Below are 24,851 nucleotides of genomic sequence, written 5' to 3'. Positions count from 1 at the left end.
TGGAACAACTCCCACAACTCGTCCGGCACCAGCCGCTCAACGATCCCCACCACGCCCCACAGCCTACCGAGGTAGCCAAATGAGATGACCTCTAAGGCTTCCTGAGATCCCGCGCCCCGGAGAGGCCCACCCCTCAGGGCCACATCCGACTGCCGGAGCGCTCCGGAGATGGGTGCATTCGGCCGCAACGTCTCCTCCGGCAACTATGGAGGAAGGCGCCGCCTCTGCCTTCGATGTTCGAGCGCGTTGTATCCCCACGCGACAGTGTGTGCTCGCGGGGGAGAGCAGACGTACGCCTCGGCAGCGCATCCCCGAAGGTTACACTTGTCGCACTTAATCGCTTTGCCCCACAGGCTCGCGTTCAGGCCTGACGCATGCTGGAAGAGGCGGAATGGATGTTCCAGGTCGTGCCCGAAACGCTCGGCAGGACGGCTGCGCCAGCGACCTTGCGGCAGCCGTCCTGGACCGGCGGGGTGAAATCTTGGCTTGGACGCCCGGAGCCGTCCACATGCTCGGCTATTCCGCGAGCGATATGCTCGGGCGCTCGGCCCACACCCTCGTCATCCGCCCAGGTGACGCATCGGTACCGGCCTGCCCAGCGGGTGATGACTGCTTGCAGAGCCGTATGTTCCTGCGGCATCGCGAGGGAAACAGTATTGCTGTCACTCTCCAGTTGACACCTTTGGGTGACGGGTCAGCTGGCCTTCTCGCCGTCGCCGTGCCTGCCGACGAGGCGGACCTACGGAGCCAGAACGACGCGCTGGTCGATACGCTCGTGCAGCAGGGTCGGCCGCAGCTAATCGTCTATGACACGGACCTGCGCATTGCACGGGCGAGCACGATGCTCGGTGACGTGCGCGGTAAGAGGCTGCGAGACCTGTATGTGGCAGAGGATGCGGCGGCCGTGGAAGAGCGCTTGCAATTGCTCTTGAGCGACGACGGTGAGCGATCCGACTGGACGCAGCGCGTCCGGACACGGGAACAGCCCGAAGATGAAGTCGTCTTTTCCTTCACGGCGCTGCGTCTACTCGGGGATGCGGGTGTCCTGACAGGATTTGCCACCATTGCTCGTGATGTCACAGGAGAGCACCGTTCGCGTCGTCATCTGGCCTTGCTGCGCGGGGCGACGGCCGCCATCGGCGGATCCTTGGACGTTGCGCGGACGACCGGGGCGCTCTCTTGGGCGTTCGTCCCGGAATTCGCCGACTGGGCTGCGATCGATCTTGTCACTGCGGTGTTCGAGGGCACGCCGCTGCCGGGCTCGGCGGGGCCCTGGCCCTCGCAACAGCGACAGTCAGCCGTTGCGTACGTCGGCGCCACACCCCCTATCGACCTGCGCAAGCGTGCCACGGCATTGGCTCACACTCCGGACACGGACCGCACCAGGTCCCTCCGACTCGGTCGAGCGCTGCTCACCCATGACCTGTCTGCTCTCACACGGGGGCGCAGCGAGGAGGCGCGATTCCTGCGGACGATTTATCCCGAGACGGTGCGCTCCGTCATCACCGCGCCGCTTCGCGACCCCAACGGTCTGCTGGGCGTCCTGGCCATCGGCCGCGGCGCGACTGCTCCGAGGTTCGATGAGACAGACGTTCTGCTCGTCGAGGAGATCGCCTCACGTCTGGCCCTCAGTATCAACAACGCATGGCGATTCGCTCAGGAACACCGAAGGGCCGTCACCCTGCAACGCAGTCTGCTCCCCAGGGCGCACACCGACGGCCCTGCCGCCGAAACCGAGGGCTTCTATGTATCGGCGAGTGCCGGCAGCGGTGTGGGCGGCGACTGGTTCGACGCCATCCCTCTCTCCTCCCTGCGTACCGCCTTCGTCATCGGGGACGTCGTCGGCCATGGCCTGCAGGCGACCGCAGCGATGGGGAGACTGGCCACAGCAGTACAAACCCTGGCAGACCTCGATCTCGACCTCAGCGAGCTCCTCGCCCGGCTGGACGACCTTGTCCTGCGCCTGGCCGCGGAGCAGGATGCCCCGCAGGCGGGTTCGCAGGACGATCAGAGCGCGGCTGCGGCCGGGGCCTTCGGAGCTACCTGCCTCTATGCCATCTATGACCCCGTGAGCCGCCAGTGTGCCGTGGCGAGTGCGGGCCATCCGCCCCCGGCCCTTCTGCGCCCCGGCGAAACGACGGCGTGCCTGCTCGACCTGGAGCCCGGGCCGCCCCTTGGCATCGGCGGCATGCCGTTTGAGACGGTGGAGGTCGAAGCGCCGCCGGGCAGTGTGCTGGCGTTCTACACCGACGGGTTGGTCAGCGGGATCGCAAGCGACTGGAGCCAAGGCACGGAGCGGCTGGTTCAGACGCTCAACGCCGGCCGAAGCGCGGGCACCCCCCTGCGCCGACTGGGACACGACGTCACTTCTGCGCTCGCGAGTACTCAGCGGCGCGACGACGCCGCGCTTCTCCTGGCCAGAACCAGGGCGGTGTCTCCGGATGACATCTGCTTCCAGCATCTGCGCGCCGAGGAGTCGGTGGTTGCCGAGGCGCGCCATTCGGTTGTGCGGCAGGTGGCGGCCTGGGGGCTCGACGAGTTGGCCTTCACCACCGAGATCATCGTCAGCGAACTGGTGACCAACGCCATTCGCCACGCCGGCGGGCCCATTGGCCTGCGGCTGATTCGAAGCTCCGTGCTGGTCTGTGAGGTGACAGACTCGATCAACACCCAGCCCAGGATGCGCAGGGCCCGATCCACGGACGAGGGTGGCCGCGGTCTCTTCATCGTCGCCCAACTCGCCCAGCGCTGGGGCAGCCGCTACGGCCCCACAGGAAAGACCATTTGGGCTGAGCAGGCTTTGCCCGTGACCTGAATGCGCCGACCGCCCGGCGGAGGTCGAATCGTCCCACTCGGCGCACTCTGCGCTTCGGCCGGGAGAGGGGACGGATGATGTGCGAGCACCCCCGGCACGCGACGACTGGGCATCCCGACCGAGCCCAAGGTTGTCCTGCGTGAGGCGGACGGGGGTGCCAAGAATGTCGGCGATGGTGCCGCTGGTACCCCACGATCGGACCCTTGCGCCGAGGGCTGGAGCATGCCCGAGGCCATCCCCGGGGGAGAGGGGATCCGGAGCCGGCGATCTGGGACCGAAGGCAGGGGACGGATCGCTGAGCATGAGGCCTCACAAGGCGTGTCTCCCGCATGGTCGGCGTTGATCGTAGCTTCTCCGACCCCAGACGGAAAGCGCTTTCCTTGACGGCGACCCAGTCTGGCCTCAAGGGCGGCTCTCTGATGTGGGCCCGGGTAGCATCTCCGCGTGATCTGGTTTCCATTCGGATGTTGACAGAGGGGAGGTGGTCTTGTCCTATAGAAAGCGTTTACCCACCCCGGATCCTTGCGTGAGACGCCACCGCACTGTCGGCATCGGCTGTAGACGGCACCGGATCCAGTCGATCAGACGACGTGACCCGCACACGTCACGTCGAGGAGACGAACGTGAGAAGCAAGACCGTGGCGCGAACTCCCTCCAGCCGAGCCCCGCATTCCCGGAAAGCCTCCAGGAGAGCAGCCGCGAGCGGCTGGATCGGGAGCGCCCTTGAGTACTACGACTGGTTCATCTACGCCCAGGCCGCCGCGCTGATCTTCCCAACCGTGTTCTTCCCTACGGGGAACCCCGGCGTGGCCATCATCGCCTCACTGGGCACGTACGCCGTCGGCTACATCGCACGGCCCATCGGCGCATGGCTCCTCGGACACTGGGGAGACAAGCGGGGACGCAAGAACGTGCTGGTCCTCGCCATGCTGCTCATGGGTGTTTCGACCTTCGCGGTCGGGCTGCTCCCCACCTATGATCAGATCGGGATCCTGGCCCCTTGCCTGCTGCTTCTCCTCCGCCTCGTCCAGGGGTTCGCAGTGGCCGGCGAGCTGAGCGGTGCCAGCGCCATGATTGTGGAGCAGGCGCCGTTCGGCCGTCGCGGCTACTACGCGAGCTTCACACTTCAAGGCACACAGGCAGGGCAGGTCTTGGCCGCCGCCCTCTTCCTTCCACTCTCTGCAGTTCTGTCCGACGAGGCCTTCAACTCCTGGGGCTGGCGCGTCCCGTTCCTTCTCAGCGCACTCGTCGTCTTCGCCGGCTACTTCATCCGCCGCCGGGTCGACGAGACGCCCACGTTCCTTGAAGGGGAAGCGCAGGAGAAGAGCGCGAAGGCCCCCATCGTCCAGGTGCTCAGGGAAAGCGGGCTCGATGTTGTACGAGCGGTGTGCATGACACTGGTCAACGTCGTCGGTGTGACGGTGGTCGTGTTCGGGGCGGCGTACGCGACACAGCCCGGTTACGGCCTCGAAATGAGCAGGGACATCTATCTGTGGCTGCCCATCGTGGCCAACCTCATCGGGGTGGCGCTCATCCCGTGGTTCGGTGACCTCTCGGACCGTTATGGCAGACGGCCGCTGATGATTCTCGGCTCACTGGGATCGGGCGTGCTGTCATGTGCCTACCTGTTCGCCGTGAGCCAGGACAATGTGCCACTCGCCTTCATCCTCGCGGTCGTAACGTGGGGCGTACTGTTCCAGATCTGGAACGCCACGTTCGCCAGCTTCTTCCAGGAGCTCTTCCCGGCCCGGACCCGTGTCACTGGGTTCGCGATCTCCCAGAATCTCGGGCTCGCCATCGTCGCCTTCCTGCCGAGCCTCTTCACGCTGGTGGCTCCTCCGGGATCCGCGAACATTCCGCTCGTCGTCGGCGGCCTGTGCCTCGGAATCACCATCATCGGCGCGATGGCAGCCTGGTCGGCGAGGGAGACACACCGCATCCCCCTCGACAAGCTCGGCACACCGGACGCGGAACCCGTGTCGCGTGAGGAATACGACCGGATCCGAGCCGCTGCGCGGTGACCCGACCGACGAACCGGACGGCGGCGGGACCTCGCCCGACTGCCCAGACCCGCCGCCGTCCCGAAGGTCTTTGAGTGCGCCGTCGCCCCGACGGTTTCCCCATCGGCATCGGGCGCGCTACGTCGTCCAGCCGCTGGACCTGCCCCCCGGGCCTGCCGCTGCTCATGCCCGCGCGTCGGCGGCTCGCGCCGACCAGCTGCGCGCGGTGCGCCGACCAGGCCTCACGTGCCTGACTCTTACGCGAGAAGAAGCGCTGAGCTTGATCAGTTGAAGTCGGCTGAGGCCGGAGCGACCGCGAGCGTGATGTGGGGAACGGCCCCCAGACAGAACTCGGCCGCCCGCTCAGGTCCGAGACGGTGCGCGTGGTGACGCAGTGTCGGCAGACCGATCAGCACCGCTGTTCGACCGCTTCGTCGAGGATCCCGTACGCGGCGAGCTCGCCGCCGGGCACCAGTTCGTGGATCAGGTGATGGCCGCCTCCGGATCGGTCTGCCAGTAGGCGGCGACCTTCGTGCTGGCGCTCACCAGATTCATCGCGGCGGTCTGTCCACTGTCGGCAGCGGCACGCCGTTCTCGCCGGGCGGGCCGGCTTGCTCGGCGTCACGGCGCATCGTGCCGCAGACATCCGCCGGGCCTGCGCCCACCGACCGGCCCGGTGGCCGCCAGCCGTGACAGCCCCCTCCATCTGGGCCGTCACCCGGCGCGTCGAGGGCACCGAGACGAACGCCGGCGGGTGGACGGAAGCCACCAACACGCGGGCCGTCGCCGTCGGCGAGGCCCATGCCCCCAACTGACTCGCGCGGAGTCGTCCGAGTGCGCGGTGCCGGCTTGGTCACGGCGGCGGCTGCTGAAGAGGGCTTTGTGCCGGTAGTGGAGATGGCTTTTGAGCGCGCCGTGAGCCGTCGGTGAAGCCGTGGTGGAGACTCGCCTGCTGAGACAACTGGGTCGGATGCTGCGGGTGTGGGGGGCTTGTGCGGGTGACTGGGCTGGGGAGGGTTGGGAAACAGCCCTCGGGGTTCTTCGCCGTCCACCGAGTCGGCGGAGAACCCTTGATTGACCTAGTCGTATTGGGGGTCTGGTGGTCCACCGACGCCATTTGCGCAACCAGTTCTCGATGTCATTCGTCGGAGGGGCGGTCGGGCAAGACCGCCCCTGACGTGCCGGCAGCCAACTGCACTCCCGACGGTGCCTCTGACCAGGCCAGATAGCGAACCGCTGCACCCCGAACCGGTGCGACACCTGAACATCGAACCAAACAACCTTGTCGGAATAACCCCCCCCCCTTTCGATGCCATCATTGAAGCCGACCACGCCAACGTCGCGTCGCGGTAATTCCGTGGTCGGCAGGTCACGGGCTGGGCGTGAGCCCGGAGTCCCGCGGCGCGGGAGCCGGGAACCCTTCGGTCACACGGGTCAGTGTCTCCAGCGGCCGGGACAGCATCTCCGAGAAGGCGAGTTCGGCCGCGCCGACCAGGATGGCGTCGTTGCCGAGTTCGCTGACGCGCAGGCGCAGATCCTCCCGGCAGGCAAAGAGGGCGCTGGTGTTGATGCGGCTGCGCACTTGTGCGGCGGAGGCGAGGAAAACCTCCCGGAGGGTGCCGCCGAAGACGATCAGATCCGGGTTGAAGAGGTTGACGAGGGTGGAGATGCCGATGCCGAGCCAGTCTCCGACGAGGTGCAGCGCCGCACGTGCGCTGACGTCGCCGCGGTCAGCGGCGGTCACCACCGCCCGCACCGCCTCGGTGCCGGTGACACGACTGTCGCGTCCGGCGGCCTCCAGGAGGGTCTGCTCGCCTGCCTCGGCTTCCAGGCAGCCGTACCCTCCGCAACCGCACCGCCGTCCCTCGCGCGGATTGACGGTGATGTGGCCGACCTCGCCGGCGTAGCCGCGTTCGCCGCGCAGCAGTTCGCCTTCGACGACGATTCCGGCGCCGATGCCGATCTCGCCATGGAGGTAGATGAGGTTCCGGCTGGCCCTGCCGGCACCACGTCTGTATTCCGCGAGGGCGCCCAGATTGGCCTCATTGGCGACGAGGACCGGGATGTCCAGCGGCAGCCTGCCCGCCAGCTCGGCGGCGAAGTCGACGTCCTGCCAGCCCATGTTCGGGGTGAGGGTGACCAGCCCGTGGGGGTGGCGGACCATGCCGCGCACCGCCACGGCCACGCCGACGCACACGCTTGCCTCGGGAGCCGAGGCCAGCAGCTGCTGGGCGAAGTCGGCGAAGATGTCGGCCACCTCCGCGGGGTCCTGCCGGCGTTCCTGGGGCCAGGAGTACTCCCGCCGGTCCAGGAACACCCCGCCGAGCCCGATGAGCGCGGCGGCCAGACGCTCCACGCCGACGTCGAAGGCCAGCACGTGCACCCGCGTGGGCTCGGGCCGGACCACGAGCGAGGGACGCCCGGCCCGGCCGGTGTCCTGCGGCAGCTCCTCACGGACCAGACCCACTGCGGACAGCTCGCTGACCAGGCCGAGAATGGTGCTGCGGTTGAGACCCATCCGGCTGGTGAGAACGGCTCGCGAGGTGGGCCCGTCGAGATGGACGTGACGCAGGAGGGTGCCGAGGTTGTGCTGGCGGATCTCTTCCTGGGATGGGCCAGCTTTCATCGCGAGAAGACCTCAATGTTGAACCGAACGGCGGCGGGACAGTGCGTCCACACCGGCGGCCACCAGCAGCACCGATCCCGTGACAGCGTACTTGACACCGGAGGAGTAGCCCATCAGACCCATGCCGTTCTGGATCACGGCGACGACCAGACCGCCCAGCACGGCATCGATGACGCGCCCGCGGCCGCCGAAGAGGCTCGTGCCGCCGATGACGGCGCTGCCGACGGCGAGCAGCAGGACGTTGCTGCCACCGGTGTTCGGGTCCACGGAGTTGCCCCGGGAAGCGGCGATGATGCCACCCACGGCCGCCAGGGTGGAGCAGATCACGAAGGCGGCGATGCGGATGAAGGGGACGTTGATCCCGGCGCGGCGTGCCGCCTCCGGGCTGCCGCCCACGGCGTAGATGTGCAGGCCGAACCCGGTCCGCTGGAGGACGAGTGTGCCGAGCAGGACCAGGGCGCCGATGACCGGCACGACGATGGGAACGCCCTTGAGCGAGTCGACGACGACGTTACGGCTGCGTTCCTGGTTGAGGAGGAACACGGCCAGGCCACCGAGCGCGGTGATTATCCCGATCCGTACGGCGACGAGCATCGGGGGGACGTCGTGCAGGCCGCGCTTGCGGCGGTTGTGACTGCGGCGCAGTTGCAGACCGGCGTAAACAGCGACACACCCGGCGAAAAGGGCCCAGCCGAGGAGCGGGCTCAGGTTCTTGTTCGCGATGGCGAGGACCGTGGGGTCCTTGATGGAGATGTTGGTGCCTTCCTCGAGGAGGATGAGCACCACGCCCTGGAAGCCTAGGAACGCGGCCAGGGTCACGACGAACGAGGGGATGCCGACTTTCGCCACGAGGCTGCCGATGAGGAGCCCGATGGCAGCGCCCGTCAAGAGGGCTGCGGCCACCGCGGAGTACCAGGGCCAACCCTGGTTGGTCAGCAGGATGGCCAGGACAGCGGCGCAGACACCGCTGGCGTAGCCGGCCGACAGGTCGATCTCGCCGAGCAGGAGCACGAAGACGAGCCCCATGGCGATGGCGATGCTTCCGGCACTCTGAGTGAGGAGGTTGGAGAAGTTCAGATTCGACAGGAAGACCGGGCGCAGGAGGGAGAAGAGGACGCACAGGACGATGAGACCGCCGACGGCGGGAAGCGCGCCGAGCTCGCCGCCGCGCAACCGTTCCAGGTAACCGCGGCCGATGTCGCCGAGGCTGGGTGCTGCGGGCCTGCCCTCGTCGGAGGCGGCGCCGGACTGCTTCTGCTTCTGGGGTGTGAGGGCGGCGGTCATGCTGCGGCTCCCTTGGGGGATGTGGTCAGGCCCAGGTCACCGCTGCGGCCCGAGGTGATCAGTTCGACGACCTGGGAGTGCGTCACGTCCGAGGTCTTCACCTGGGCTGCCATGCGCCCCAGGTACAGCGCGGCGATGCGGTCGGACACCGCGAAGACGTCGTTCATGTTGTGGGAGATGAGCACGACGGCCAGACCTTTGTCAGCCAGTCGTCGCACCAGCTCCAGAACCTGTGCGGTCTGGGCCACGCCCAGGGCGGCGGTGGGCTCGTCCAGGATGACCAGTTTGCTGTTCCACAGCACGGCCTTGGCGATGGCGACGGTCTGACGCTGGCCGCCGGAGAGGCTGGAGACCTTCTGGCGCAGGGACTTGACCGTGCGGACGGACAGCCCCTTGAGCGTCTCGGCAGCCTTCTGCTCCATGGCCGAGTCGTCGAGGACGAGGCCCCGGCGGATCTCGCGCCCCAGGAACATGTTCTGCACGATGTCGAGGTTGTCGCACAGTGCGAGGTCCTGGTAGACGATCTCCACGCCTAGCGCGGCGGCGTCCCGCGGGTTGCGCACCTGGACCGGATTCCCGTCGAAGAGATACTCGCCGCCGTCGATGGGGTGGATTCCGCCGATGCACTTGACGAGCGTCGACTTGCCGGCGCCGTTGTCGCCGACCAGGGCGGTCACCTCTCCGGGGTACGCGCTGAGCGCGACGTCGTGCAGCACCTGTACCGGGCCGAAACTCTTGTCGATTCCGCGCAGTTCCAGAATCGGTTTCGATGTCATGGGGAAGTCTCCTGAAAGGGCTGAGCGAGAGCGGGTCCGTGTCGCAGCGAGCGCGGGACCCGCGGTCGCGTTCGGGTCCGACGGGCTACTTGATGCCGGCCTTGTTGCACAGGGCCGCGTAGTTGCCCGTGCAGAGCTGGGCCTTGGTGACGAAGCCGTCGTCGATGACGTCCTGGATGTTCTCCTTGAAGACGGAGACCGGTGTCAGGAGGTGCGCCGCCACGTCGCGCTTGCCTTCCGGGTCATGGACGGTGGCGTTGGTCTTGGGCTTCTTGCCGCGGGCGAGGTCGATCGCGAGTGCGGCGGCCGCGTCGGCCTCCTTCTTGACGGCCTTGTAGACGGTCATGCACTGCTCACCCGTCAGGATGTTCTGCAGGCCCTGAACGGTGGCGTCCTGGCCGGTGACGGGCACGTCTCCGCTGCGGTGGTTCTTGCGCAGGACGGATATGACCGCGTTGGCCAGACCGTCGTTGGCGGCGAGCACGCCGTCGACGTCGGGCTGGCTGGTGTACATCTGCTCGAAGATGGTCCCGGCCTGGGCGCTGTCCCAGTCGGGTACGGACTGGTTGGGCCCCTTGGCGTACTCGCCGGAGGCGTACTTGGGGTCGAGGACGCTGTTGTAGCCATTGGCGAAGAGCGTGGCGTTGTTGTCCGTCGGTGAGCCGTTGAGCTCGGCGACGACGGGCTTCTTCACTCCCTTGTCGCTCAGGCACTTCACGAGGCCCTGACCCTGCAACTTGCCGACCGCGGTGTTGTCGAAGCTGACGTAGTACTGGGCGGAGCCGCCGAGCGTGAGCCGGTCGTAGTCGATCGTGGCCACACCCTGCGCCTTGGCCTTGTCGAGGACCGCCTTGCCGGTGCCGCTGTCGAGGTTCACGATGATCAGTACGTTCACACCATTGGTGATCATCTGGTCGGCGATGGTCTGGAACGCTTGCTTGTCGCCCTCGGCGTTCTGGATGTCGTAGTCCACGCCGGCGGCCTTGAACGCCGCGCTCAGGTAGGTCCGGTCTGCGGTTTCCCATCGGACGGACGACTTGCTGTCGGGGAGGATCACGCCGATCTTCGGCTTACCGGCGCCGGCCCCATCGGAACCGCTGCTCGAGGAAAAGCTTCCGCAGGCGGTGGCTGAGGCGAGGACGAGCGCAGACGCGGAGACTGCGACGAGGGGGGATCCCTTGCGCACGGCAGGGTCCTTTCGGGGGAGGGGCGTGCCCGGGGCTGAGCCGGACGTGCGTTGGACAGGAAGACGGAGGCGCACTCGGCATCCTGCGGCGAGTGACGATCCGGTGAAAGTTGTCTGCGAAAACATACGATCCCCGCCGCCGTCGCACCAGACTTCGGGCGGGCGGCAAGGTAACGATCGGGTCACCGCGTCCGGGTACGCGCCGCCTGCTGGTCGGCACATGGGCCATCGCACCTGCTCAGAAGGCGGTCGGATGTAGGCCGGTCGGTGTGCGGTTGATGTCGGGTGCGTGCGACACAAGGGGCCGAACCGGCCGTCAGAGCCTGACTTCAGCGGATTGATGCGAAGGGTGCATGGGAAGTCCGGCACGGGACTCTCAGTGAATTCGTTTACAGCGAAAACAATCCCGGTGCGGAAGTGCGGCAGGATCGGCTCGCCGGAGTCCGGCAAGCCGAGCACTGGTCTCGGGACCTGGGCCCGCGGCTCAGGTCGGGCCGGTCAGGCGCGAGGCACGGTGAAGGCGAGGGGCCGTGCGCGGCCGTCCGCGGCCAGGTGGACCTTGGTGCTCAGCCCGCCGCGGGAGTGTCCGAGCGCGTGATCGGCGGGCTCGCCGCAGTGGGCAGCCCTCTCTTGAGTGTTCCGGCAGTGTGTTGGTGGGCCCGGATGACCGTGGAGTCCGCCGGCACTGTCCGATGCCATCGTCGGCGTCCGCGGCATCCAGGACGGCGGCGAGGATCATCTCCGAGGCACCGTCGACGCCCATCTGATCAGCCGCTTGAGAGCGGTCTGCAATGAGCCGAGCTCGTCGGGCAGGTCACGCCAGGGCGAGTCGATGCGGTACTTCCACGCAATGGGCTCGAGCGTGCGCCGGTGGTCGGCCCACCGTCGTCCGCGGACCGGATCGGCCGGCATCAGCGGCTCGATCCGGTCCTGCATGGCCCGTTCCGGATGTTCCCGTCCGGGTGAACTCGCGATTGATGCGGCGATTCGCCGTCCTGGTGACGTGATCATGTGGTTACAGGCGACGCGAAGAGCGTCCGGAGGGGAAGAAGTCGATCGTGAATCTGATGGTGCGTGTGCTGGAGGGGGCCGCTGCCGGCGCTTTCATGGCGTCGTCGTGGGCGGATCTGTACCGGCGTGACTCGCAGGCGACTCCCTATCAGTCACCGTCGTGGCTCACCGGGTGGGCGCGCCAACTCCCTCCCAACTCGCGCCTGGTCGTTGCCCTGTGCGAGGGGTCCGCCCGCCAGGTCCTGGCCGCTGTGCCGCTGGTCTGCGACCGTGCGGGCGCCCGACCGCGTACGGTCGCCCTGTCTGCGCCGATGGGGGAGTACGTCCGCGCCGTGGGCCCGGCAGCTGAAACTCACAGGTGGCGGCGGCTTTCGCCGGGTACCTACAAGGGCTGGCGGCTGACGGCCAGCACGTCGATATGGCGGGCCTGCCCGCAGACAGTGCCCTCGCCCGACACCTCACGTCCACCGGCCCCGCCGCTCCTGGGGGCTGGCACACCAGCATCACCGACTGCGCCGAGATCTCCTTACCCCTTGCCTATGAGGAGATGTCCCGTTCGACCCGACGTGAGCACAGGCGACGCCGGCGCGCCTGGGACGAACTCGCCCAACGTCACAAGGTGAGCTACCGGCGAACCCGCGATGGTGACGAACTGCTCCCCGCCTACGCGGTCCTGGCCCGCCTGCACGAGCGCCGCTGGGCCGGCCACGCGCCGCGTGCCGGCTCGCCCCACATTCCCGGCGCATTCCACTGGCCGGCCGTGCTTGAGCGCTGTGGCGCCGGCATGGCGTTCATCGCCACCCTCGCCGTGGACGACGAGATCGTCGCCGCCCAGCTCTGCCTGACGCGACACCGCCGGGCCTACTCCGTGGTGCCGGCCATGCACCCGCACTACACGGACCTCGCTCCCGGCCACGCCCTCCTGCGCCACCTCGCACAGAATTTGACCACGGCCGGATACGAGTACCTCGACCTGGGCGGCACCGTCCCGGGCCAGCACGCCTACAAGGATTACTGATCATTTCAGAATGAGTTTTGGTTCAGGGCTTGGCAGTTGGGCTGGCGGGCGGCAGAGTTCTGCGGGTGTCGGATGATCTTGTGCCTGATGATCTGTGGGACCGCGTGGCCCCGCTGCTCCCTCCTCGTCCGCCGCGTCGTCGCCGGTATCCAGGTCGGCTGCCGACGGACGACCGGGCCGCCCTGCGCGGGATCATCTATGTCTTGCGCACGGGTGTGACCTGGGCGGACGTGCCGACCGAGACGATCGGCTGCAGTGGGGTGACGTGCTGGCGGCGGCTGCGGGACTGGACCGAGGCCGGCGTCTGGCCCCGCCTGCACGAGATCCTCCTCGCAGAACTGCGCAGGGCGGGTCTGCTGGACATGGAGGACGCCGCGGTGTGGGCGGGCGGGAGGTTCAGATGACCGGCGGCCGTCCGGCAGCGGTGAGCCGGTATACGGTGCGCCGGTTCATCGGGTGCCGCGGGTGCGTACGCCGGGTCGTCCAGCCCTCGCGCATCCCGCGCAGCGTCTGACGCAGTCCGCCACCGCGTACGGCCCGGGCCAGGGTGATCACGGTCCACGCGCCCAGGTGGAGGGCGAGGAGCGCGGGGAGATGTTGCGGTATGCGATCCAGATCCGGTTGCGGGCGGCGAGCCGGTGGTACAGCGCGTGGCGGGCCGGTGTGGTGAGCGGGTGGTGCATACGGATGCCGGCGGCGTACCAGCCGCTCCAGTCCGCCGCGTACAGCCCGTAGGCCAGGTCGAAGCCTTCGTGGTTCAGGAACAGGCTGCCCTCCCAGCCGCCGACCTTGTCGAAGGCCTCCCGCCGGATCAGGACGATGCCCTCGGTCATCGAGGTGACCCTCCCCGGCCGCCCCGGGGCGGAGGCGCGCAGCCGGGGGACCCAGCGGCGCGGGGTGGTCACATCGTCCAGGCCCGTCAGCCGGGGCTGTACCCAGGCCGCTTCCGGATGCTGCTCGGCCTCGGCGACGAGCCGGACGAGGATGTCGGGGCGTGGGAAGCTGGCGTCGTTGTCGAGGAAGAACAGCCAGTGCGCGGGTTTCCTGCCTGACGGAGTGCCTCGGCGCCGGCGTTGCGGCCTGCGGGGATGCCGACGTTCTCCGGCAGGCTGATGCTGAGCGCGCCGGGCGGCACGACCTCGGGTCGGCAGCCGGTGCCGACCACGCACACCCGCACGTCGACACCGGCCTGTGCCACGAGGGTCTCCTGGGCGGCCGTTTCCTCGGACGGCCGGTCGTTCATCGTCAGGACGATGACGTCGATACGCGGCTTGGGCATGTGTCGGTGAGATGCTCGGCCCAGCGGGCGATGAGCGGGGCGAGGCGGGGGTGGACGCCCCTGGAGCAGGCCTGCAGGAGCTGGCCGAGCGGGACGAGTTCCCCGGCGCGGCTGGCATCCGTGCCGAGGACGTGGGCGAACTCGTGGCGGATCCGCGCCGCGGTCGCGGGCGCGGCCAGGGAGTAGGCGTGCAGGAGCCCCGGGTCGTAGCCGACGGGCAGGCGCCCCAGTTCTCCCAGTCGAGCAGGATCAGGGGCGCACGGGTGAGGTTCGCCCAGTGAAGGTCGCCGTGGCCGGTGGTGTAGGCGTGGATCTGGATGGGGTCGATGCCGAGGAAGCGGCGGAAGTTGTTGTCGATCCATCGCTGCCGTACCGCCTCCCGATCGGTGGGCACCGTGGCGAGCGTCTCCAGTGCCGCGCGGAGATCCGCCCACCACGCGTCAGGAAGGGCGACATCCCGGGCGAGCACCGGCGTACTGCTCGTGACCGGGGGCACGGGGACGTATTCGGTGAGCTCGGCGCGGTAGGCGGTTTCGTCCGCGGTCCAATCGAGCAGGCCCCGCAGCCGCGGCCGGGGCATGGACCGGGGCACGAGGGCGTCCGCCGAGGCGGTGCCCTCCCACAGCCGCCCGCCTTGCTTCGCGACCGGGGCGGCCACGACGCGCAGCCAGCAGCTCCCGGCCTGCCGGCTGAGGGTGCGGCCCTGCCAGCCCCATACTTCCGGGCCGGACGCGGTCACCTGGAGGCTGTGTGCCGCGGCGGCGTGAGCGGCCCGCATCCGCGTCTGCTCGTCACGTGCTGGCGGCGCGGCGAAGACCGCCGCCTGCCGGTCTATCCGTCACATGCCTCCCCGGAAGCGGTCCGGGCTTCGCCCCGGTTAACGGGGGAGGGCAGGAAGGCGTCACGGCGGGGCCACTGCACCACGACGCGGCAGTGGTTCTTGTCCACCACGTCGCCGGGAGATAGCCGGTGGTCCGGCGTTCCGGCGGGGTGCACGGTCATGGCCGGATCGCTGCTCGAGCCGCCGTCGCCGCGTACGTCCCGGTCCCATGCCTGGACTGCCTCCGCCAGCTTCGCGCCGAGGGCGGGACCCTGGTCACCGAAAGCGTGGACGTACCACTCCCACTCACGCTCCTCGAGGATCTCACTGTGCCGGGTCTGCACGTACGTGAGGTAGGCGAGCGAGGCGTCGGCGAGGACGGCCAGCGCGTCCGAGCCGGTGGCGATCTCGACGACCGGGCTCTCCTGGTCGGCGGCGACCGCCAGGCGGCAGAACCCGGGCAGCGTCGTGGCCGCGTAGAGCTGCAGCGACCCGAAGTAGAAGCCCGGTCCCATGGTGACGCCGGTGGAGATCTCGTGCCGCCGTCCGCGCAGTGCTCGGGAAGGGCGGCAAGACGCCGTGTCGCGGTGCCGCGCGCCCAGGCGGCGAAGCCTTCCGTTTCTGGCGGCGCGGCGGCCCAGCGGTCGAGCAGTTCCTCCAGCCGCCGTCCGGCCCGCGTGACGTCGCACACCTCGCGGGCCGCCACCGGGCGCGGCGGCCCGGCGGGATGGCGGGCCAGGAATCGGTGCAGACGGCCCACGGCTTCGCCCACCGCATCCCACCGGCCGCCGGACAGCCCGCCCTCGGCCGTCTCCGCGCCCGCGACGTACTCCGTCACGGACACCGACAGCCCGCCCGCCGACGCGATCACCTCACCGGACACCGTCCGCCGCACGGCCGGTACCGGAACCCCGTCCGCCCTGGCCGCCTCGCCCAAGGCCAGGGCACGGCGCTCCTGGTCCACGTCAGCGCCAGGGGGGTACGCCTTCACGAACCACCGCCGGCCCGCGCGATCCTCGGCCACGTAGTTACGGGTCGCCGTTCCCTCCGGACCTTCGCTGACCACGGTTGGCGTGATCCGGTACAGCAGCGCCAGGATCCCGGCGATGACCATGGCGTCGGACTCGGCCCTCACCTCGCTGCCCCGACGGTGCCGGCCTGCGGACGGACGGGGCATGCTGCTCGGGTTGGTTCCCGGTAGGTGTGCTCACCGTGTTCACCAGCCCAGCTGGGAGTAGGGGCGGCGTTCGGCGATCGCGGCGATGGCCGTGCGGGTGTAGGGGACGAGCCGGTCCGGCAGCTCATGGCGTGGCCACCACTTCCAGGCCAGGCACTTGTCGGACTCGAGGATCTTTGGTTCTCCCTTCCAACGGCGGGCCCGGAACACGAGCTGCATCAGCGGCAGCGCGCCTGGGCTGTCGACGACGTGGACGACGTGCGCCAGTTCCACGTCCGCGGGTTCGATGACGAGACCGGCCTCCTCCTCCGCCTCGCGGACCAGGCAGGCGAGGGCGGACTCCTGCTCGCACCGGCCGGCGAGGTAGTGCCAGGTGCCGCCCGCGTACTTCGCATCGGGGTGGCGCAGCCCGAGAAGCACACGGCCTTGGGCGTCTTCGAGGTGGAGGTGGACTCCGATGCCATTCAGCACCGTCCGGCTGCCCCCGTCCCACACGGCGGGAACCGCGTCCTGCTTGTCGTCCGGGGGTTTCTCCGCTGCGTGCCGCCGAATCAGGTCGCGCGTGCCAGGGCGCAGGCGGAGCCGGTCCAGTACGTCGGGGGTGAACCACCTCAGCAGCACGCCCTCGTGCAGCCGGAGCCGGTCGGGGTTTCCGCGCCACCGGCCCGTGACCACCTGAATCGGGACGCTGAGGCCGTCGACGCTGGTGGCCCTCTCCACGGCGTACGGCTCCAGCTCCCCCAGCCGGAGGTCGGGGACCTCCTCAGACAGCCGCCGCAGCAACGTGTCCTCAAGGCTGCGGTCTTCGTGGCTGCGGCCGCCGCCGAGAAGGTCGAACGCCCCCGGCTGCCAGATGCCGGGCTTGTCGTCGCGCAGATGGAGCAGGTACCGGCCCTGGCCGTCGTGGATGAGCGCGGAGGCGTTCACCGGCTCCGGCTGCCCGTCCAGCCGCGCCTCGAGAAGCTTCTCGCGCAGCGTCGGCGAGGTGACCTCCGACAACGGAACCCACCCGGCGCCCGACACCTCCTCGTCCTGCAAGGTGATCGCCAGCGGCTCCTCACCGGCGAGATAGAACACGTAGCGGAAGTCGTAGTGCTGGTGGGCCTGTTCGCCCTTCGAGGGGTTGGCGTCGATGTCGTGGACGTCGATGTCGACTGGTGAGCCGAGCGTCTGCCGGGTCAGGCACAGGGCCCCGGGCGGGATCCCGGCCTCCTCCGCCACCTCGCGCAGCGCCGCGGCGAGCAGCGTGCGGTCCTGGGGCTCGATGTGGCCCCCGGGGGTGAGCATGAGACCGGTGGCCCGGTGCCGGATGTGCAGGACCCGGCTCTGGCGGTCGACGATGACGGCGCTGCACGTGATGTGCCCGGGCAGCGTCGTGCGGGCGGTCACGTCGACGGGCCGGTCCAGCGCGGCGAGCAGCCCGGCCAGGGCGTCAAGCTCGCCTGGGTGACGGCCGAGGTACGCCTCGATGGTCTTGCGGATCGCGGTGGAGCTGGGAGGCATAAGCGTCGTCTCACCTTCGTCGTAGGGGCGGGGTGCTGCGGGGGCCGGGCTGGTGGAAGTCGCGTTGCTGAAGGTCAGCTCGCCGCCTCGTGGTCGGACGGCTGGACACCGCGGGGACGGGGAAGCGTGTCCGTCGTCGGCGCGAGGCCGTACTGGGCGGCCTGGGCAGTGAACATCCCCTGATACAGGCCGCCCGCGCGGGCCACCAGGTCCTCGTGGGTGCCGTCCTCTACGACGCGCCCCTGGTCGAGGACGTAGATGTGGTCGGCGTTCATGGTCGCGGCGAGCCGGTGGGTGACGAGGACGACCGCGTGCCCCTGCTCGGCCAGGGACCACAGCCTCTGGAACGAGGCGATCTCCGCGTGCGGGTCCAGGGCCGATGTCGGCTCGTCGACCAGCAGGAACGGCGCCTGCCGGTACCTTGTTCGAGCATCCCCAAGCTTCTGCCACTGGCCGCCCGAGAGCTGGACTCCGCGCTCGTAGCCCTTGAAGACGATCGAGTCCCAGCCGTGCGGCAGGCCCTCGATCAGGTCGAGCACGCCCGCCTCCTTGGCGGCCTGGCGGGCGCGGTCCATGTCCCTTGGCCGGTCGCCGGCGCCGATGGCCACGTTCGCGGCTGCCGTCATCTCCCAGCGCGGGAAGTCCTGCGCCAGCACCCCGACCGCGGCGAACACCTGGGCGCGGTCCGCCTCACGGAGCTCGACCCGCTCACCCGACTCACCCACCCACCAGACGTGTCCCTCGGAGGGCAGCAGCAGCCCGGCCAGCACCTTCGTGAGCGTGGTCTTCCCAGAACCGTTCGCGCCCACCAGGGCCGTCACCTTCCCGCGCGGCACCCGTACGCTCACACCCCTTAGGGACGGGGAGTCCGCCCCCGGGTAGGTGAACGACACCGCCTCCGTCCGCACCTCCCGCACCGGCGCGGGCAGCGGAGCGCCGGAGGACGGGATGGCGTTCTCCCCGGCGATCTTGATGGCGTCCTCGGTGTCGGTGAGAAACAGCAACTCCTCGTACAGCCGGTTGACCTGCTGCACCAGCGACGTGAGCCGCGCCGTCGACGTGCGGATGGCGATCACCGCCGTGCCGCCGACGGCGAGCGGCAGACCACCGGACGCCAGGAGCCACCACAGCACCCCGTAGCAGGCCACCGACGCCAGCCCCGCGAAGCCGCCGGCAACCAGGTCCGTGGAAGCCTGCGCCCGGGCCAGGCGCCGCTGTTCCGCCTCCGTCTGCCTCGACATCTCCTCGTAACTGGACAGCAGCTTCGAGCCGGCGGCGTGCACGCGGATCTCCCCGGCCGCGTGCGGACGGGTCAGGTACGCCAGCAGGGAGGCGATCGCCCGACGGTGGTCGACCCAGTTGAGACGGGAGAGGTACTCACGGCGCGCGGAGCGGACCGCGCCCCACCCTTTGGGCAGGGCGATCGCCAGCAGCATCGGCAGCAGTGCCCAGTGCAGCGACGCCAGCACGATGGCGGCCGCCACCATGCCGATCACCACGTTGCCCACGCCGACCGACAGCCGGAGCATGCTGCGGGCGGAGTCCGTGCCGAACTTTCCCGCCTCCAGGACCCGCTGGACCTCCGGCCGCTCGGTCGCTGCCACCTCGACGCGGGTGACAGCCGTGTAGTACCGGGCGGAGACCGCCCGCTCCACCTGCGGCTCCAGCCGGCCCGACATCGCCGTCGACCACGCCGACAGCACCGCGGTGGCCACCGCCGCGACCGCGAGCACCGCCAGCGACGGCAGCGACTCGCGGAGCTTGTCCCCGGTCGGGCCATCGGCGAACAACTCGGTGAGCACGCTGTTGACCGCCACCAGTCCCCAGCCCGCCGTCACGCCCTGCCCGAGCTGCGCCACCACGACGCCGACGAGCGCCCGAGGGTCCGCCTCCCAGCCGGTACGCAGCACCATGCCCACCATCCGGGGCAGCGCCGCCGCCATGTGTCCGAACGCCAGCCGGGTCAGTGGCCCCTCGTGCCGGACGTAGGACTGGTCGTAGCGCAGCCGGCCGCCGTACAGCTCACGCTCGGCGTCCGAGATGCCGCTGGTGGCCGCCGCTGCGGCCTTCGGCGGGTGCGCGCTCTCGTCGCTGTCTGGTTCGATTGGCGTCAATGTGTTCCCTCCCGGAGGTGTAGCAGTGGCGTCAGCGTGCTCAACGACGCAGCCGCGATTTCGAGCACGTGTTCTTTCGGACGGCTTTCGCGCGCCGGAATTCTGCGGTTGTTCGAAGGTGCGCAGTGCACTGACCCTTGCGGCGTAGGAGCGCGTGAGCGGGGGCGGGTTGGCCGAAACGCCGATGCTTGGCTTCCGCAGCCGTATGTGGTTGCCGCAAGGTCGCGACGATGCCTCTCAGTCGCCTTCGACGGTGATCTCGAGTTCGGTCACTAGGGCCTGGATGAGGTCGTGTTGCTGGCCCGGACCGATGCGGGCCCGGGTGAGGTGGGGGATCCCGCGCACGGTGGAGAGGTCATTGCCGCGCAGGTCGACGTTCCGGTAGCGGCCGATGCCGAATGCGGTGAGGCGGAGCGTGCACCCGGAGAAGACGACGTCACGGGACTGAAGGTGGGGCGGACACAGTTGCCGGCGGAGCGACCTCTGAGTGGACGCGGCCGCCGTGACCGCGACCGCCTTGACGACGCGGCCACCAGAGCGATCAGCCATCCGTGCCCCGGACGGGCGAGAAGGAGCGACATCCCGCACATCGGGTACGCGGCGAAGCCGACGAGCAGGACCATTCCGGGTCCCAGTCGGCGCACCATCCGGCCGGCGACCAGGGCGCCCACGAGGCTGCCGACCCCGACCGCGCCCAGCACCCATCCCAGACCGATGTCGCCGTAGTCGAGCTCAGTCAGCAGGTAGTACGCGAAGTACGTCACGACGATGCCCTCGGCGAACGCGTGGTAGGCCATCGTTAGGACCAGGGGCCGCTGGAGCGGATCGCGTGGCACGTGCGCCATGCCCTCAGGATCGACGTGATCATTCGGGTGCGCGATCTGGCTGAATGCTGGGCAGCGTGGACGGTGGAGATGCGCGAGGCGCACCAGGCACTGATCACGTAGGACGCGGAGTCCAGGAGCAGGCAGCGGGCGGCGCCCAGCAGACTGACCGCGGCGGTTCCGACGTAGGTGCCCGCTGATCCGGCGACGGCCAACGCTGCCATCGCACGGGCGTTGGCATCGGGCACGACCGCAGGACGGTTGTTCATATTCCCGTCGCGTCCGCGGCCGTTGTGCTCGATGTTCCAGCTCGGTACGCGGGAGTCACTGTCGTGCAGTTCCAACGAGTTCTCCTTCGGTGTTCTGCTGAGTGCGAGAAACGGGGGTCGCCTGCCGTGTCGATTCGCGAGACATGTGCGGCGGATCCGTTGAGTCCTGGTCTGTCGGCGGGGCCGGGAGGGCGACGCCGAGGTCACACAGTGCTTCTGCCTGATCTGCGGGCAGTTTTCTGTTTCGATGGCGTCGCACGCACTTGTCGAGCCATTTCCCCAGGGGGAGTGCGGCGGGCGGTTGCGTCTGGTACGTCTTCGGGACGCGCACGTGCCCGTGCTGGGCCTTGAATTCTTTGAGTGCTGTGATGCGTTCGTCCCAGCGGTACTTGCGTGCGTCCCAGATGAATCCCTCGGCGTTCAGTCGCTGCACTCTCGCGGGGTCGACTTCTCCGCGGCCGTGTGCAATGCGGAGTAGTGCGGTCATTTGGCCGAGCTTGTAAGTGCTGCCGTCGCGGCACTGGGCGACGTATCCCTTGGCGATTCTCAGATGGCCGTACCTCTTCTTGAAGGCGCGTATTTCCGCGAAGAGCAGCTCGAACCGGTAATCCGCCTGCGACCAGATCATGCCCAGGCTGTTCAGGTGCTGTATCCGCCGTGGCGGCATCTCGCCGTTGGAATAGCGGGTGCGCTGCTCAGCGATCCACCTGCCCAGTTCCAGACCGGTGGGCGTGCAGTACGCCCTGCGTACGAGGAGGTCTCCGTACTCGGCGCGGTACTGCTCAGCGGCGTCAAGGAACGGATCGGCCTGCGTCCAGATCATGTCCAGGTTGTTCAGCTGCCTGACCACGTCCGACGGCAGCTGACCGTGTGCGTAGCGCATGCGCTGCTGGGAGATCCACCTGCCGAGCTTCAGGCAGGCGGGAGTGCAGTAGGACACGGGCACGAGGAGGTCCCCGTGCTTCGCGCGGTACTGCTCAGCGGCGCGGAGGTACTCCGCCCGCTCGACTCTCACCCGCCAGACCATGTCAAGGCGGTCCAGTTGCTCCACCCGGCTGCGCGGTAGCTCGCCCTTTGCGTGCCGGCTGCGCTGATCCCTGATCCACCGGCCGAGCCTCACACCGGCGGGCGTGCAGTACGCCTCGGGTACAAGGAGGTTCCCGTGCTCGGCGTAGTACTCCTCGGCGGCACGGAGGTAGTCCGACGGCTCGGGCGTCATCCGCCAGACCATGTCCAGACGGTTGAGCTGCTCCACTTGGTCGTGTGGCAGCAGGCCTTCGGCGTAGCGGGTGCGCTGCCGGGAAATCCAGACGCCCAGCTTCAGGCCGGCGGGCGTGCAGTGCGCCATCGAGACGAGGAGGTTCCCGTGCTCGGCGCGGTAGAGCTCGGCGGCGCGGTGGTACTCCGGCCAGGAAGGGGTACCTGTCCGCACGGCGCGCACGCTGACCGCCCGGACGAACGCCTCGGGCAGAGGGGCGCCGCTCACAGCGAGCCAGTCCGGGACCGTGTCGGCCGGCTCACCTCGGCTTCCGGGCTCGGCCAGCGCCCGCCGGGCGGTCTCCAGCCGCTGGGCCAGGGTCTCGTCGTGGCTGGCCAGCGCCCGCACCGTTTGCCAGAGCGGAGCGAATGTGGACGTCGACAGTGCCGCCTCGGGGTCGTCGTCGGGGTCGACGATGACCGGGACGATGATCGACGCGGTCTTCCCGGGGCCTGCGCGGCGCAGGGCACGCCCGGTGGCCTGGATGGTGTCGATCGTGCTGCGGACGTTGAAGAAGGCCACCGCGTCGACGGCGGGCACGTCGACGCCTTCGGACAGCACGCGCGCGTTGGAGACGACGGCGAGGCCGGCTTCGTGACCGGCCAGCCGCTCCAGGGCACGGCGCCGGTCGCCGGGGCTTTGGCGACCGTGGACGCAGTCGGTCCACAGTGCCGCGGGCCGCTCTTCGGGGCTGAGCAGTGCGTAGGCGTGGGGGAGCAGGGTGGTGAACCACTTCGCGTCCTGGACGCTGCGGTGATAGGTGATCATGCGGCGGATGCCGTGCTCGTGTGCCGCGCGCAGCACGGCCAGTTGCGTGGCCACCATGGATGCCGCGACTCCGGCCTTGCCGATCCGCAGGAAGGCGTCGTCCCGGTCGGTCAGGGCTCGCACCTGTTCGCCGGCGACGACCGGCACCACGAGTCGGTAGGGCGCCAGCAGGCTGAGCTCGATGGCCTGTGCGAAGGACATCCGGTACGCGGCGGGGCCGTACAGGACCTCGTCGGACATGCTGATGACGTCGTCGTCATCACCGGTCACCACCCGTGGCGTCGCCGTCAGGTACAGGCGCCGCTTGACGGGGATGACATGGTCGTAGTGGATGGCCGCCCATGCCTTGCCCGCCGCTCCGGCGGTTCGGTGGGCTTCGTCGATGACCGCGACGTCCGCCGGGGGCAAGCCGTACTGGGTGTGGGCCTGGGCGAGGACGCTGAGGCTCGCATACGTGCAGGCGATGGTGACCGGCCCGTCTGGCGCTGCGAGCTGGGCCAGGCGGGCCGGATCGACCGTCACCGCGCAGTCGCCGAGGGGAGCTTGCGCGCCACGGCGGGCGAAGAGGATCTCCTTGTCGGAGCAGACGGCGATGATGCGGCCCAGTGCAGGCCGCCCGAGGTGATCGATCCACTCCCGTATCGTCTGGTGAACCAGTTCGAGGGTGGGGACCACGACCAGCCGCCGGCCGCGGCCGGCGGTGCCACGAGGTGCGACTTCCGCGCCCACGCGGGTCTTGCCTGTGCCGCAGGGCAGCACCCCGGTCGTCCGGCCGGTGTCCGCCAGGACCTTGCAGATCGCGGTGGCGGCCTGCTCCTGATGCGGGAACAGCCTGCGGTGTTCGGAGGTTGCGCGGCGGGCGGGCCCCGGAGGGACGGACTCAGTCACGGTCCGCTCCGCTCAGTGACATCGTGTGCGCGGCAGGCGCGGGCGGAGAGTGCAGGTGAGCAGCGCCGCGAGCCGGGGCAGGGCCTGAGCCGGTGCTTCCAGATGGGCCACCAGTCGTTCGCCCGTCGCGTCGCTGCCGGTGCTGCGGATTTCCGAGCCCGTGAGGCACAGGCGGCACAGGAAGCGCTCGCCGTCGTCGGTGTGGTCGTGGAAGGGGGCTGGTCGGCTGCGGTCGTTTCTGCTCATGGCACATAGATGGGCCCGGTAGCGGGCGTGGGGGTCGGTGTCCGGGAGGTGCCAGATGAGGGCTTCGGTGCGGACACACGGCAGGCCGTGGCGGGTGGCGTAGTCGGTGGCCCACAGGGTGATGAGCCGGCCGATGCCGTCCGAGCGGCCGGGCGCTGCGTAGAGGTGTGTGAGGAGCAGGCCCGGTCGGAGGCCGTCGCTGCCCCAGCGCGCGAAGTCGGGTTCGGGGTCCAGGATCAGACAGCCGGCCAGGATGTCGTCCTCGTACAGTCCGACGCGGTCGGCCTGGTCGTCGAAGTAGAGGGCGGGGATGTCGCCGGAGGCGGGCAGGGGCAGGCTTCGGCCGGCGAGCCAGCGCAGTCGTGCTTCGACCAGTGCCGCGGCGGCCTCCTGTTCGGCCGCGCTCTGGATGAGGCGCATCGCATACGGAGCCCTGATGCGTGGGGTGGCAGGGGACTGGCTGCTGGTCATCGGTGGCTTCCTGCGGGGGCGGTCTGGCCGTCTGGGCCGCTCGCGAAGAGTCCCCAGGCGTGGGCGTAGCCGATGAGACGGACGCGGTTGCCTGCGCCTGCCTTGGCGACCAGGGCCTGGATCTGCTTGTCGGCGCGTGTGCTGGTGGTGCCTGCGGCGTCGGCGATCTGGTGGATGTCCGGCTGCTCGGCCACCGCCCGCAGGAGACTGAGCTCCTGTGCATCGAAGTCCGGCGGCACGCTGGGTGCGGCGGGCGGGTCCACGAGCCGCTGCGTGAGCAGGGCGTGGGCCCGCTGCGCCCTGCTTGTGGCGCCGGTGTGTTGCCCGATCCGCTTCATGGCCCAGGTGACGGAGTGCGGTCTGATGCCCAATTTCGCGGCGATGGCGGTGTTGTCGGCGCCGGTCACCAGCTCACGGGCGACGGCGAGGTTTCCGGGTGTGAGCTGAACGGTGCTGGGCGCGGGATGCGGCGTACGGGCCATGCGTGGTCCTGATCGTCGGTGTGGTTCTGGTGATGG

The 24,851-nt window shown here is 69.3% G+C and carries 21 protein-coding genes and 4 pseudogenes; 7 read left to right on the top strand and 18 right to left on the bottom strand.

All coding sequences use genetic code 11. The annotated features are described in order from the left end of the window. A partial coding sequence (locus ACZ6KF_RS31905) for a hypothetical protein (RefSeq protein ID WP_469241596.1) occupies positions 1-203 on the bottom strand: 203 nt, incomplete at its 3' end. A 305-nt stretch (positions 204-508) separates the two neighbouring features. Here ACZ6KF_RS31905 and ACZ6KF_RS31900 point away from each other — a divergent pair. The 4 genes from ACZ6KF_RS31900 to ACZ6KF_RS31885 all read left to right on the top strand — a co-directional run bounded on the left by ACZ6KF_RS31900 (position 509) and on the right by ACZ6KF_RS31885 (position 5,630). After that, the gene (locus ACZ6KF_RS31900; protein ID WP_469241594.1) at positions 509-2,815 is read left to right on the top strand and encodes an ATP-binding SpoIIE family protein phosphatase; all 2,307 of its coding nucleotides are present in this window, start codon (positions 509-511) and stop codon (positions 2,813-2,815) included. Positions 2,816-3,438: 623 nt separating this feature from the next. Continuing rightward, positions 3,439-4,836, top strand: a complete 1,398-nt coding sequence (locus ACZ6KF_RS31895; RefSeq protein WP_356633610.1) for an MFS transporter — start codon at positions 3,439-3,441, stop codon at positions 4,834-4,836. Positions 4,837-5,209: 373 nt separating this feature from the next. Continuing rightward, positions 5,210-5,335 (top strand): hypothetical protein, encoded by a 126-nt coding sequence (locus ACZ6KF_RS31890; protein WP_356633608.1) that lies wholly within the window; start codon positions 5,210-5,212, stop codon positions 5,333-5,335. A 169-nt stretch (positions 5,336-5,504) separates the two neighbouring features. Next, positions 5,505-5,630 carry a hypothetical protein gene (locus tag ACZ6KF_RS31885; protein ID WP_469241592.1) on the top strand — a complete coding sequence of 42 codons (126 nt, stop codon included), beginning with the start codon at positions 5,505-5,507 and terminating at the stop codon, positions 5,628-5,630. Positions 5,631-6,184: 554 nt separating this feature from the next. Here ACZ6KF_RS31885 and ACZ6KF_RS31880 read toward each other — a convergent pair. The 5 genes and pseudogenes from ACZ6KF_RS31880 to ACZ6KF_RS31860 all read right to left on the bottom strand — a co-directional run. After that, complete coding sequence (locus tag ACZ6KF_RS31880) at positions 6,185-7,441, bottom strand: ROK family protein (RefSeq protein WP_469241590.1); 1,257 nt, start codon at positions 7,439-7,441, stop codon at positions 6,185-6,187. A 12-nt stretch (positions 7,442-7,453) separates the two neighbouring features. Beyond that, entirely contained in the window at positions 7,454-8,725 is a 1,272-nt protein-coding gene (locus tag ACZ6KF_RS31875; RefSeq protein ID WP_469178736.1) for a sugar ABC transporter permease, read from the bottom strand. Next, positions 8,722-9,501 carry an ATP-binding cassette domain-containing protein gene (locus ACZ6KF_RS31870; protein ID WP_356633600.1) on the bottom strand — a complete coding sequence of 260 codons (780 nt, stop codon included), beginning with the start codon at positions 9,499-9,501 and terminating at the stop codon, positions 8,722-8,724. The genes ACZ6KF_RS31875 and ACZ6KF_RS31870 overlap by 4 nt, the downstream gene beginning before the upstream one ends. 85 nt (positions 9,502-9,586) lie before the next feature. After that, positions 9,587-10,558 carry a sugar ABC transporter substrate-binding protein gene (locus ACZ6KF_RS31865; protein ID WP_469178734.1) on the bottom strand — a complete coding sequence of 324 codons (972 nt, stop codon included), beginning with the start codon at positions 10,556-10,558 and terminating at the stop codon, positions 9,587-9,589. Positions 10,559-11,197: 639 nt separating this feature from the next. After that, a pseudogene (locus tag ACZ6KF_RS31860) lies at positions 11,198-11,623 on the bottom strand (transposase); the annotation flags it as partial. Between the two features lie 493 nt (positions 11,624-12,116). Between ACZ6KF_RS31860 and ACZ6KF_RS31855 the strand changes: the two are divergent. Then, positions 12,117-12,716 carry a GNAT family N-acetyltransferase gene (locus ACZ6KF_RS31855; protein WP_469241588.1) on the top strand — a complete coding sequence of 200 codons (600 nt, stop codon included), beginning with the start codon at positions 12,117-12,119 and terminating at the stop codon, positions 12,714-12,716. A 65-nt stretch (positions 12,717-12,781) separates the two neighbouring features. Next, positions 12,782-13,096, top strand: a pseudogene (locus tag ACZ6KF_RS31850) (transposase); the annotation flags it as partial. A gap of 171 nt (positions 13,097-13,267) precedes the next feature. Here ACZ6KF_RS31850 and ACZ6KF_RS31845 read toward each other — a convergent pair. Both ACZ6KF_RS31845 and ACZ6KF_RS31840 read right to left on the bottom strand, forming a co-directional pair. Continuing rightward, complete coding sequence (locus ACZ6KF_RS31845; RefSeq protein ID WP_356633594.1) at positions 13,268-13,549, bottom strand: glycosyltransferase family 2 protein; 282 nt, start codon at positions 13,547-13,549, stop codon at positions 13,268-13,270. An 86-nt stretch (positions 13,550-13,635) separates the two neighbouring features. Beyond that, positions 13,636-13,959: a hypothetical protein gene (locus tag ACZ6KF_RS31840; RefSeq protein ID WP_469241586.1), complete on the bottom strand. Its 324-nt coding sequence runs from the start codon at positions 13,957-13,959 to the stop codon at positions 13,636-13,638. 47 nt (positions 13,960-14,006) lie between these two features. Between ACZ6KF_RS31840 and ACZ6KF_RS31835 the strand changes: the two genes are divergently transcribed. Then, entirely contained in the window at positions 14,007-14,276 is a 270-nt protein-coding gene (locus ACZ6KF_RS31835) for a hypothetical protein (protein ID WP_469160430.1), read from the top strand. Between the two features lie 550 nt (positions 14,277-14,826). Here ACZ6KF_RS31835 and ACZ6KF_RS31830 read toward each other — a convergent pair. From ACZ6KF_RS31830 to ACZ6KF_RS31785, 10 genes and pseudogenes are all read right to left on the bottom strand, one after another. Further along, positions 14,827-15,330: a hypothetical protein gene (locus ACZ6KF_RS31830; protein ID WP_469241598.1), complete on the bottom strand. Its 504-nt coding sequence runs from the start codon at positions 15,328-15,330 to the stop codon at positions 14,827-14,829. Between the two features lie 56 nt (positions 15,331-15,386). After that, positions 15,387-15,929 (bottom strand): annotated as a pseudogene (locus ACZ6KF_RS31825) (phosphotransferase); the annotation flags it as partial. A gap of 102 nt (positions 15,930-16,031) precedes the next feature. Then, the gene (locus ACZ6KF_RS31820) at positions 16,032-17,495 is read right to left on the bottom strand and encodes an NUDIX domain-containing protein (protein WP_469241584.1); all 1,464 of its coding nucleotides are present in this window, start codon (positions 17,493-17,495) and stop codon (positions 16,032-16,034) included. Between the two features lie 74 nt (positions 17,496-17,569). Then, on the bottom strand, positions 17,570-19,609 hold the full coding sequence (locus ACZ6KF_RS31815) for an ABC transporter ATP-binding protein (RefSeq protein ID WP_469178728.1): 2,040 nt from the start codon (positions 19,607-19,609) through the stop codon (positions 17,570-17,572). A gap of 237 nt (positions 19,610-19,846) precedes the next feature. After that, positions 19,847-20,158: a hypothetical protein gene (locus tag ACZ6KF_RS31810; protein ID WP_469178770.1), complete on the bottom strand. Its 312-nt coding sequence runs from the start codon at positions 20,156-20,158 to the stop codon at positions 19,847-19,849. 38 nt (positions 20,159-20,196) lie between these two features. After that, a pseudogene (locus ACZ6KF_RS31805) lies at positions 20,197-20,406 on the bottom strand (MFS transporter); the annotation flags it as partial. A gap of 2 nt (positions 20,407-20,408) precedes the next feature. Further along, on the bottom strand, positions 20,409-20,777 hold the full coding sequence (locus ACZ6KF_RS31800) for a hypothetical protein (protein ID WP_469178726.1): 369 nt from the start codon (positions 20,775-20,777) through the stop codon (positions 20,409-20,411). Next, a complete protein-coding gene (locus ACZ6KF_RS31795) occupies positions 20,758-23,616 on the bottom strand; it encodes a helicase associated domain-containing protein (RefSeq protein ID WP_469241582.1) in 2,859 nt (952 codons plus the stop codon). The genes ACZ6KF_RS31800 and ACZ6KF_RS31795 overlap by 20 nt, the downstream gene beginning before the upstream one ends. A gap of 12 nt (positions 23,617-23,628) precedes the next feature. Continuing rightward, positions 23,629-24,333, bottom strand: coding sequence for a hypothetical protein (locus ACZ6KF_RS31790; RefSeq protein WP_469241580.1), 705 nt, complete (start codon positions 24,331-24,333; stop codon positions 23,629-23,631). Continuing rightward, positions 24,330-24,815, bottom strand: coding sequence for a LuxR C-terminal-related transcriptional regulator (locus tag ACZ6KF_RS31785; RefSeq protein WP_469160422.1), 486 nt, complete (start codon positions 24,813-24,815; stop codon positions 24,330-24,332). The genes ACZ6KF_RS31790 and ACZ6KF_RS31785 overlap by 4 nt, the downstream gene beginning before the upstream one ends. Positions 24,816-24,851 lie beyond the last annotated feature (36 nt).

It is taken from the genome of Streptomyces sp. NPDC046379 (genome assembly GCF_055587785.1).
The sequence above is the reverse complement of the archived record's forward strand: the minus strand, read 5'-3'. Positions and strand labels throughout refer to the sequence as shown.

Excerpts from the sequence above, each read along its gene's own strand:
- ACZ6KF_RS31820 (WP_469241584.1), bottom strand. The coding sequence starts at position 17,495 with ATGCCTCCCAGCTCCACCGCGATCCGCAAGACCATCGAGGCGTACCTC.
- ACZ6KF_RS31875 (WP_469178736.1), bottom strand. The coding sequence starts at position 8,725 with ATGACCGCCGCCCTCACACCCCAGAAGCAGAAGCAGTCCGGCGCCGCC.
- ACZ6KF_RS31845 (WP_356633594.1), bottom strand. The coding sequence starts at position 13,549 with ATGACCGAGGGCATCGTCCTGATCCGGCGGGAGGCCTTCGACAAGGTC.
- ACZ6KF_RS31870 (WP_356633600.1), bottom strand. The coding sequence starts at position 9,501 with ATGACATCGAAACCGATTCTGGAACTGCGCGGAATCGACAAGAGTTTC.
- ACZ6KF_RS31785 (WP_469160422.1), bottom strand. The coding sequence starts at position 24,815 with ATGGCCCGTACGCCGCATCCCGCGCCCAGCACCGTTCAGCTCACACCC.
- ACZ6KF_RS31840 (WP_469241586.1), bottom strand. The coding sequence starts at position 13,959 with ATGAACGACCGGCCGTCCGAGGAAACGGCCGCCCAGGAGACCCTCGTG.
- ACZ6KF_RS31790 (WP_469241580.1), bottom strand. The coding sequence starts at position 24,333 with ATGACCAGCAGCCAGTCCCCTGCCACCCCACGCATCAGGGCTCCGTAT.
- ACZ6KF_RS31835 (WP_469160430.1), top strand. The coding sequence starts at position 14,007 with ATGCTCGGCCCAGCGGGCGATGAGCGGGGCGAGGCGGGGGTGGACGCC.
- ACZ6KF_RS31855 (WP_469241588.1), top strand. The coding sequence starts at position 12,117 with ATGGCGGGCCTGCCCGCAGACAGTGCCCTCGCCCGACACCTCACGTCC.
- ACZ6KF_RS31880 (WP_469241590.1), bottom strand. The coding sequence starts at position 7,441 with ATGAAAGCTGGCCCATCCCAGGAAGAGATCCGCCAGCACAACCTCGGC.
- ACZ6KF_RS31830 (WP_469241598.1), bottom strand. The coding sequence starts at position 15,330 with ATGGGACCGGGCTTCTACTTCGGGTCGCTGCAGCTCTACGCGGCCACG.
- ACZ6KF_RS31900 (WP_469241594.1), top strand. The coding sequence starts at position 509 with ATGCTCGGCTATTCCGCGAGCGATATGCTCGGGCGCTCGGCCCACACC.
- ACZ6KF_RS31810 (WP_469178770.1), bottom strand. The coding sequence starts at position 20,158 with ATGGCTGATCGCTCTGGTGGCCGCGTCGTCAAGGCGGTCGCGGTCACG.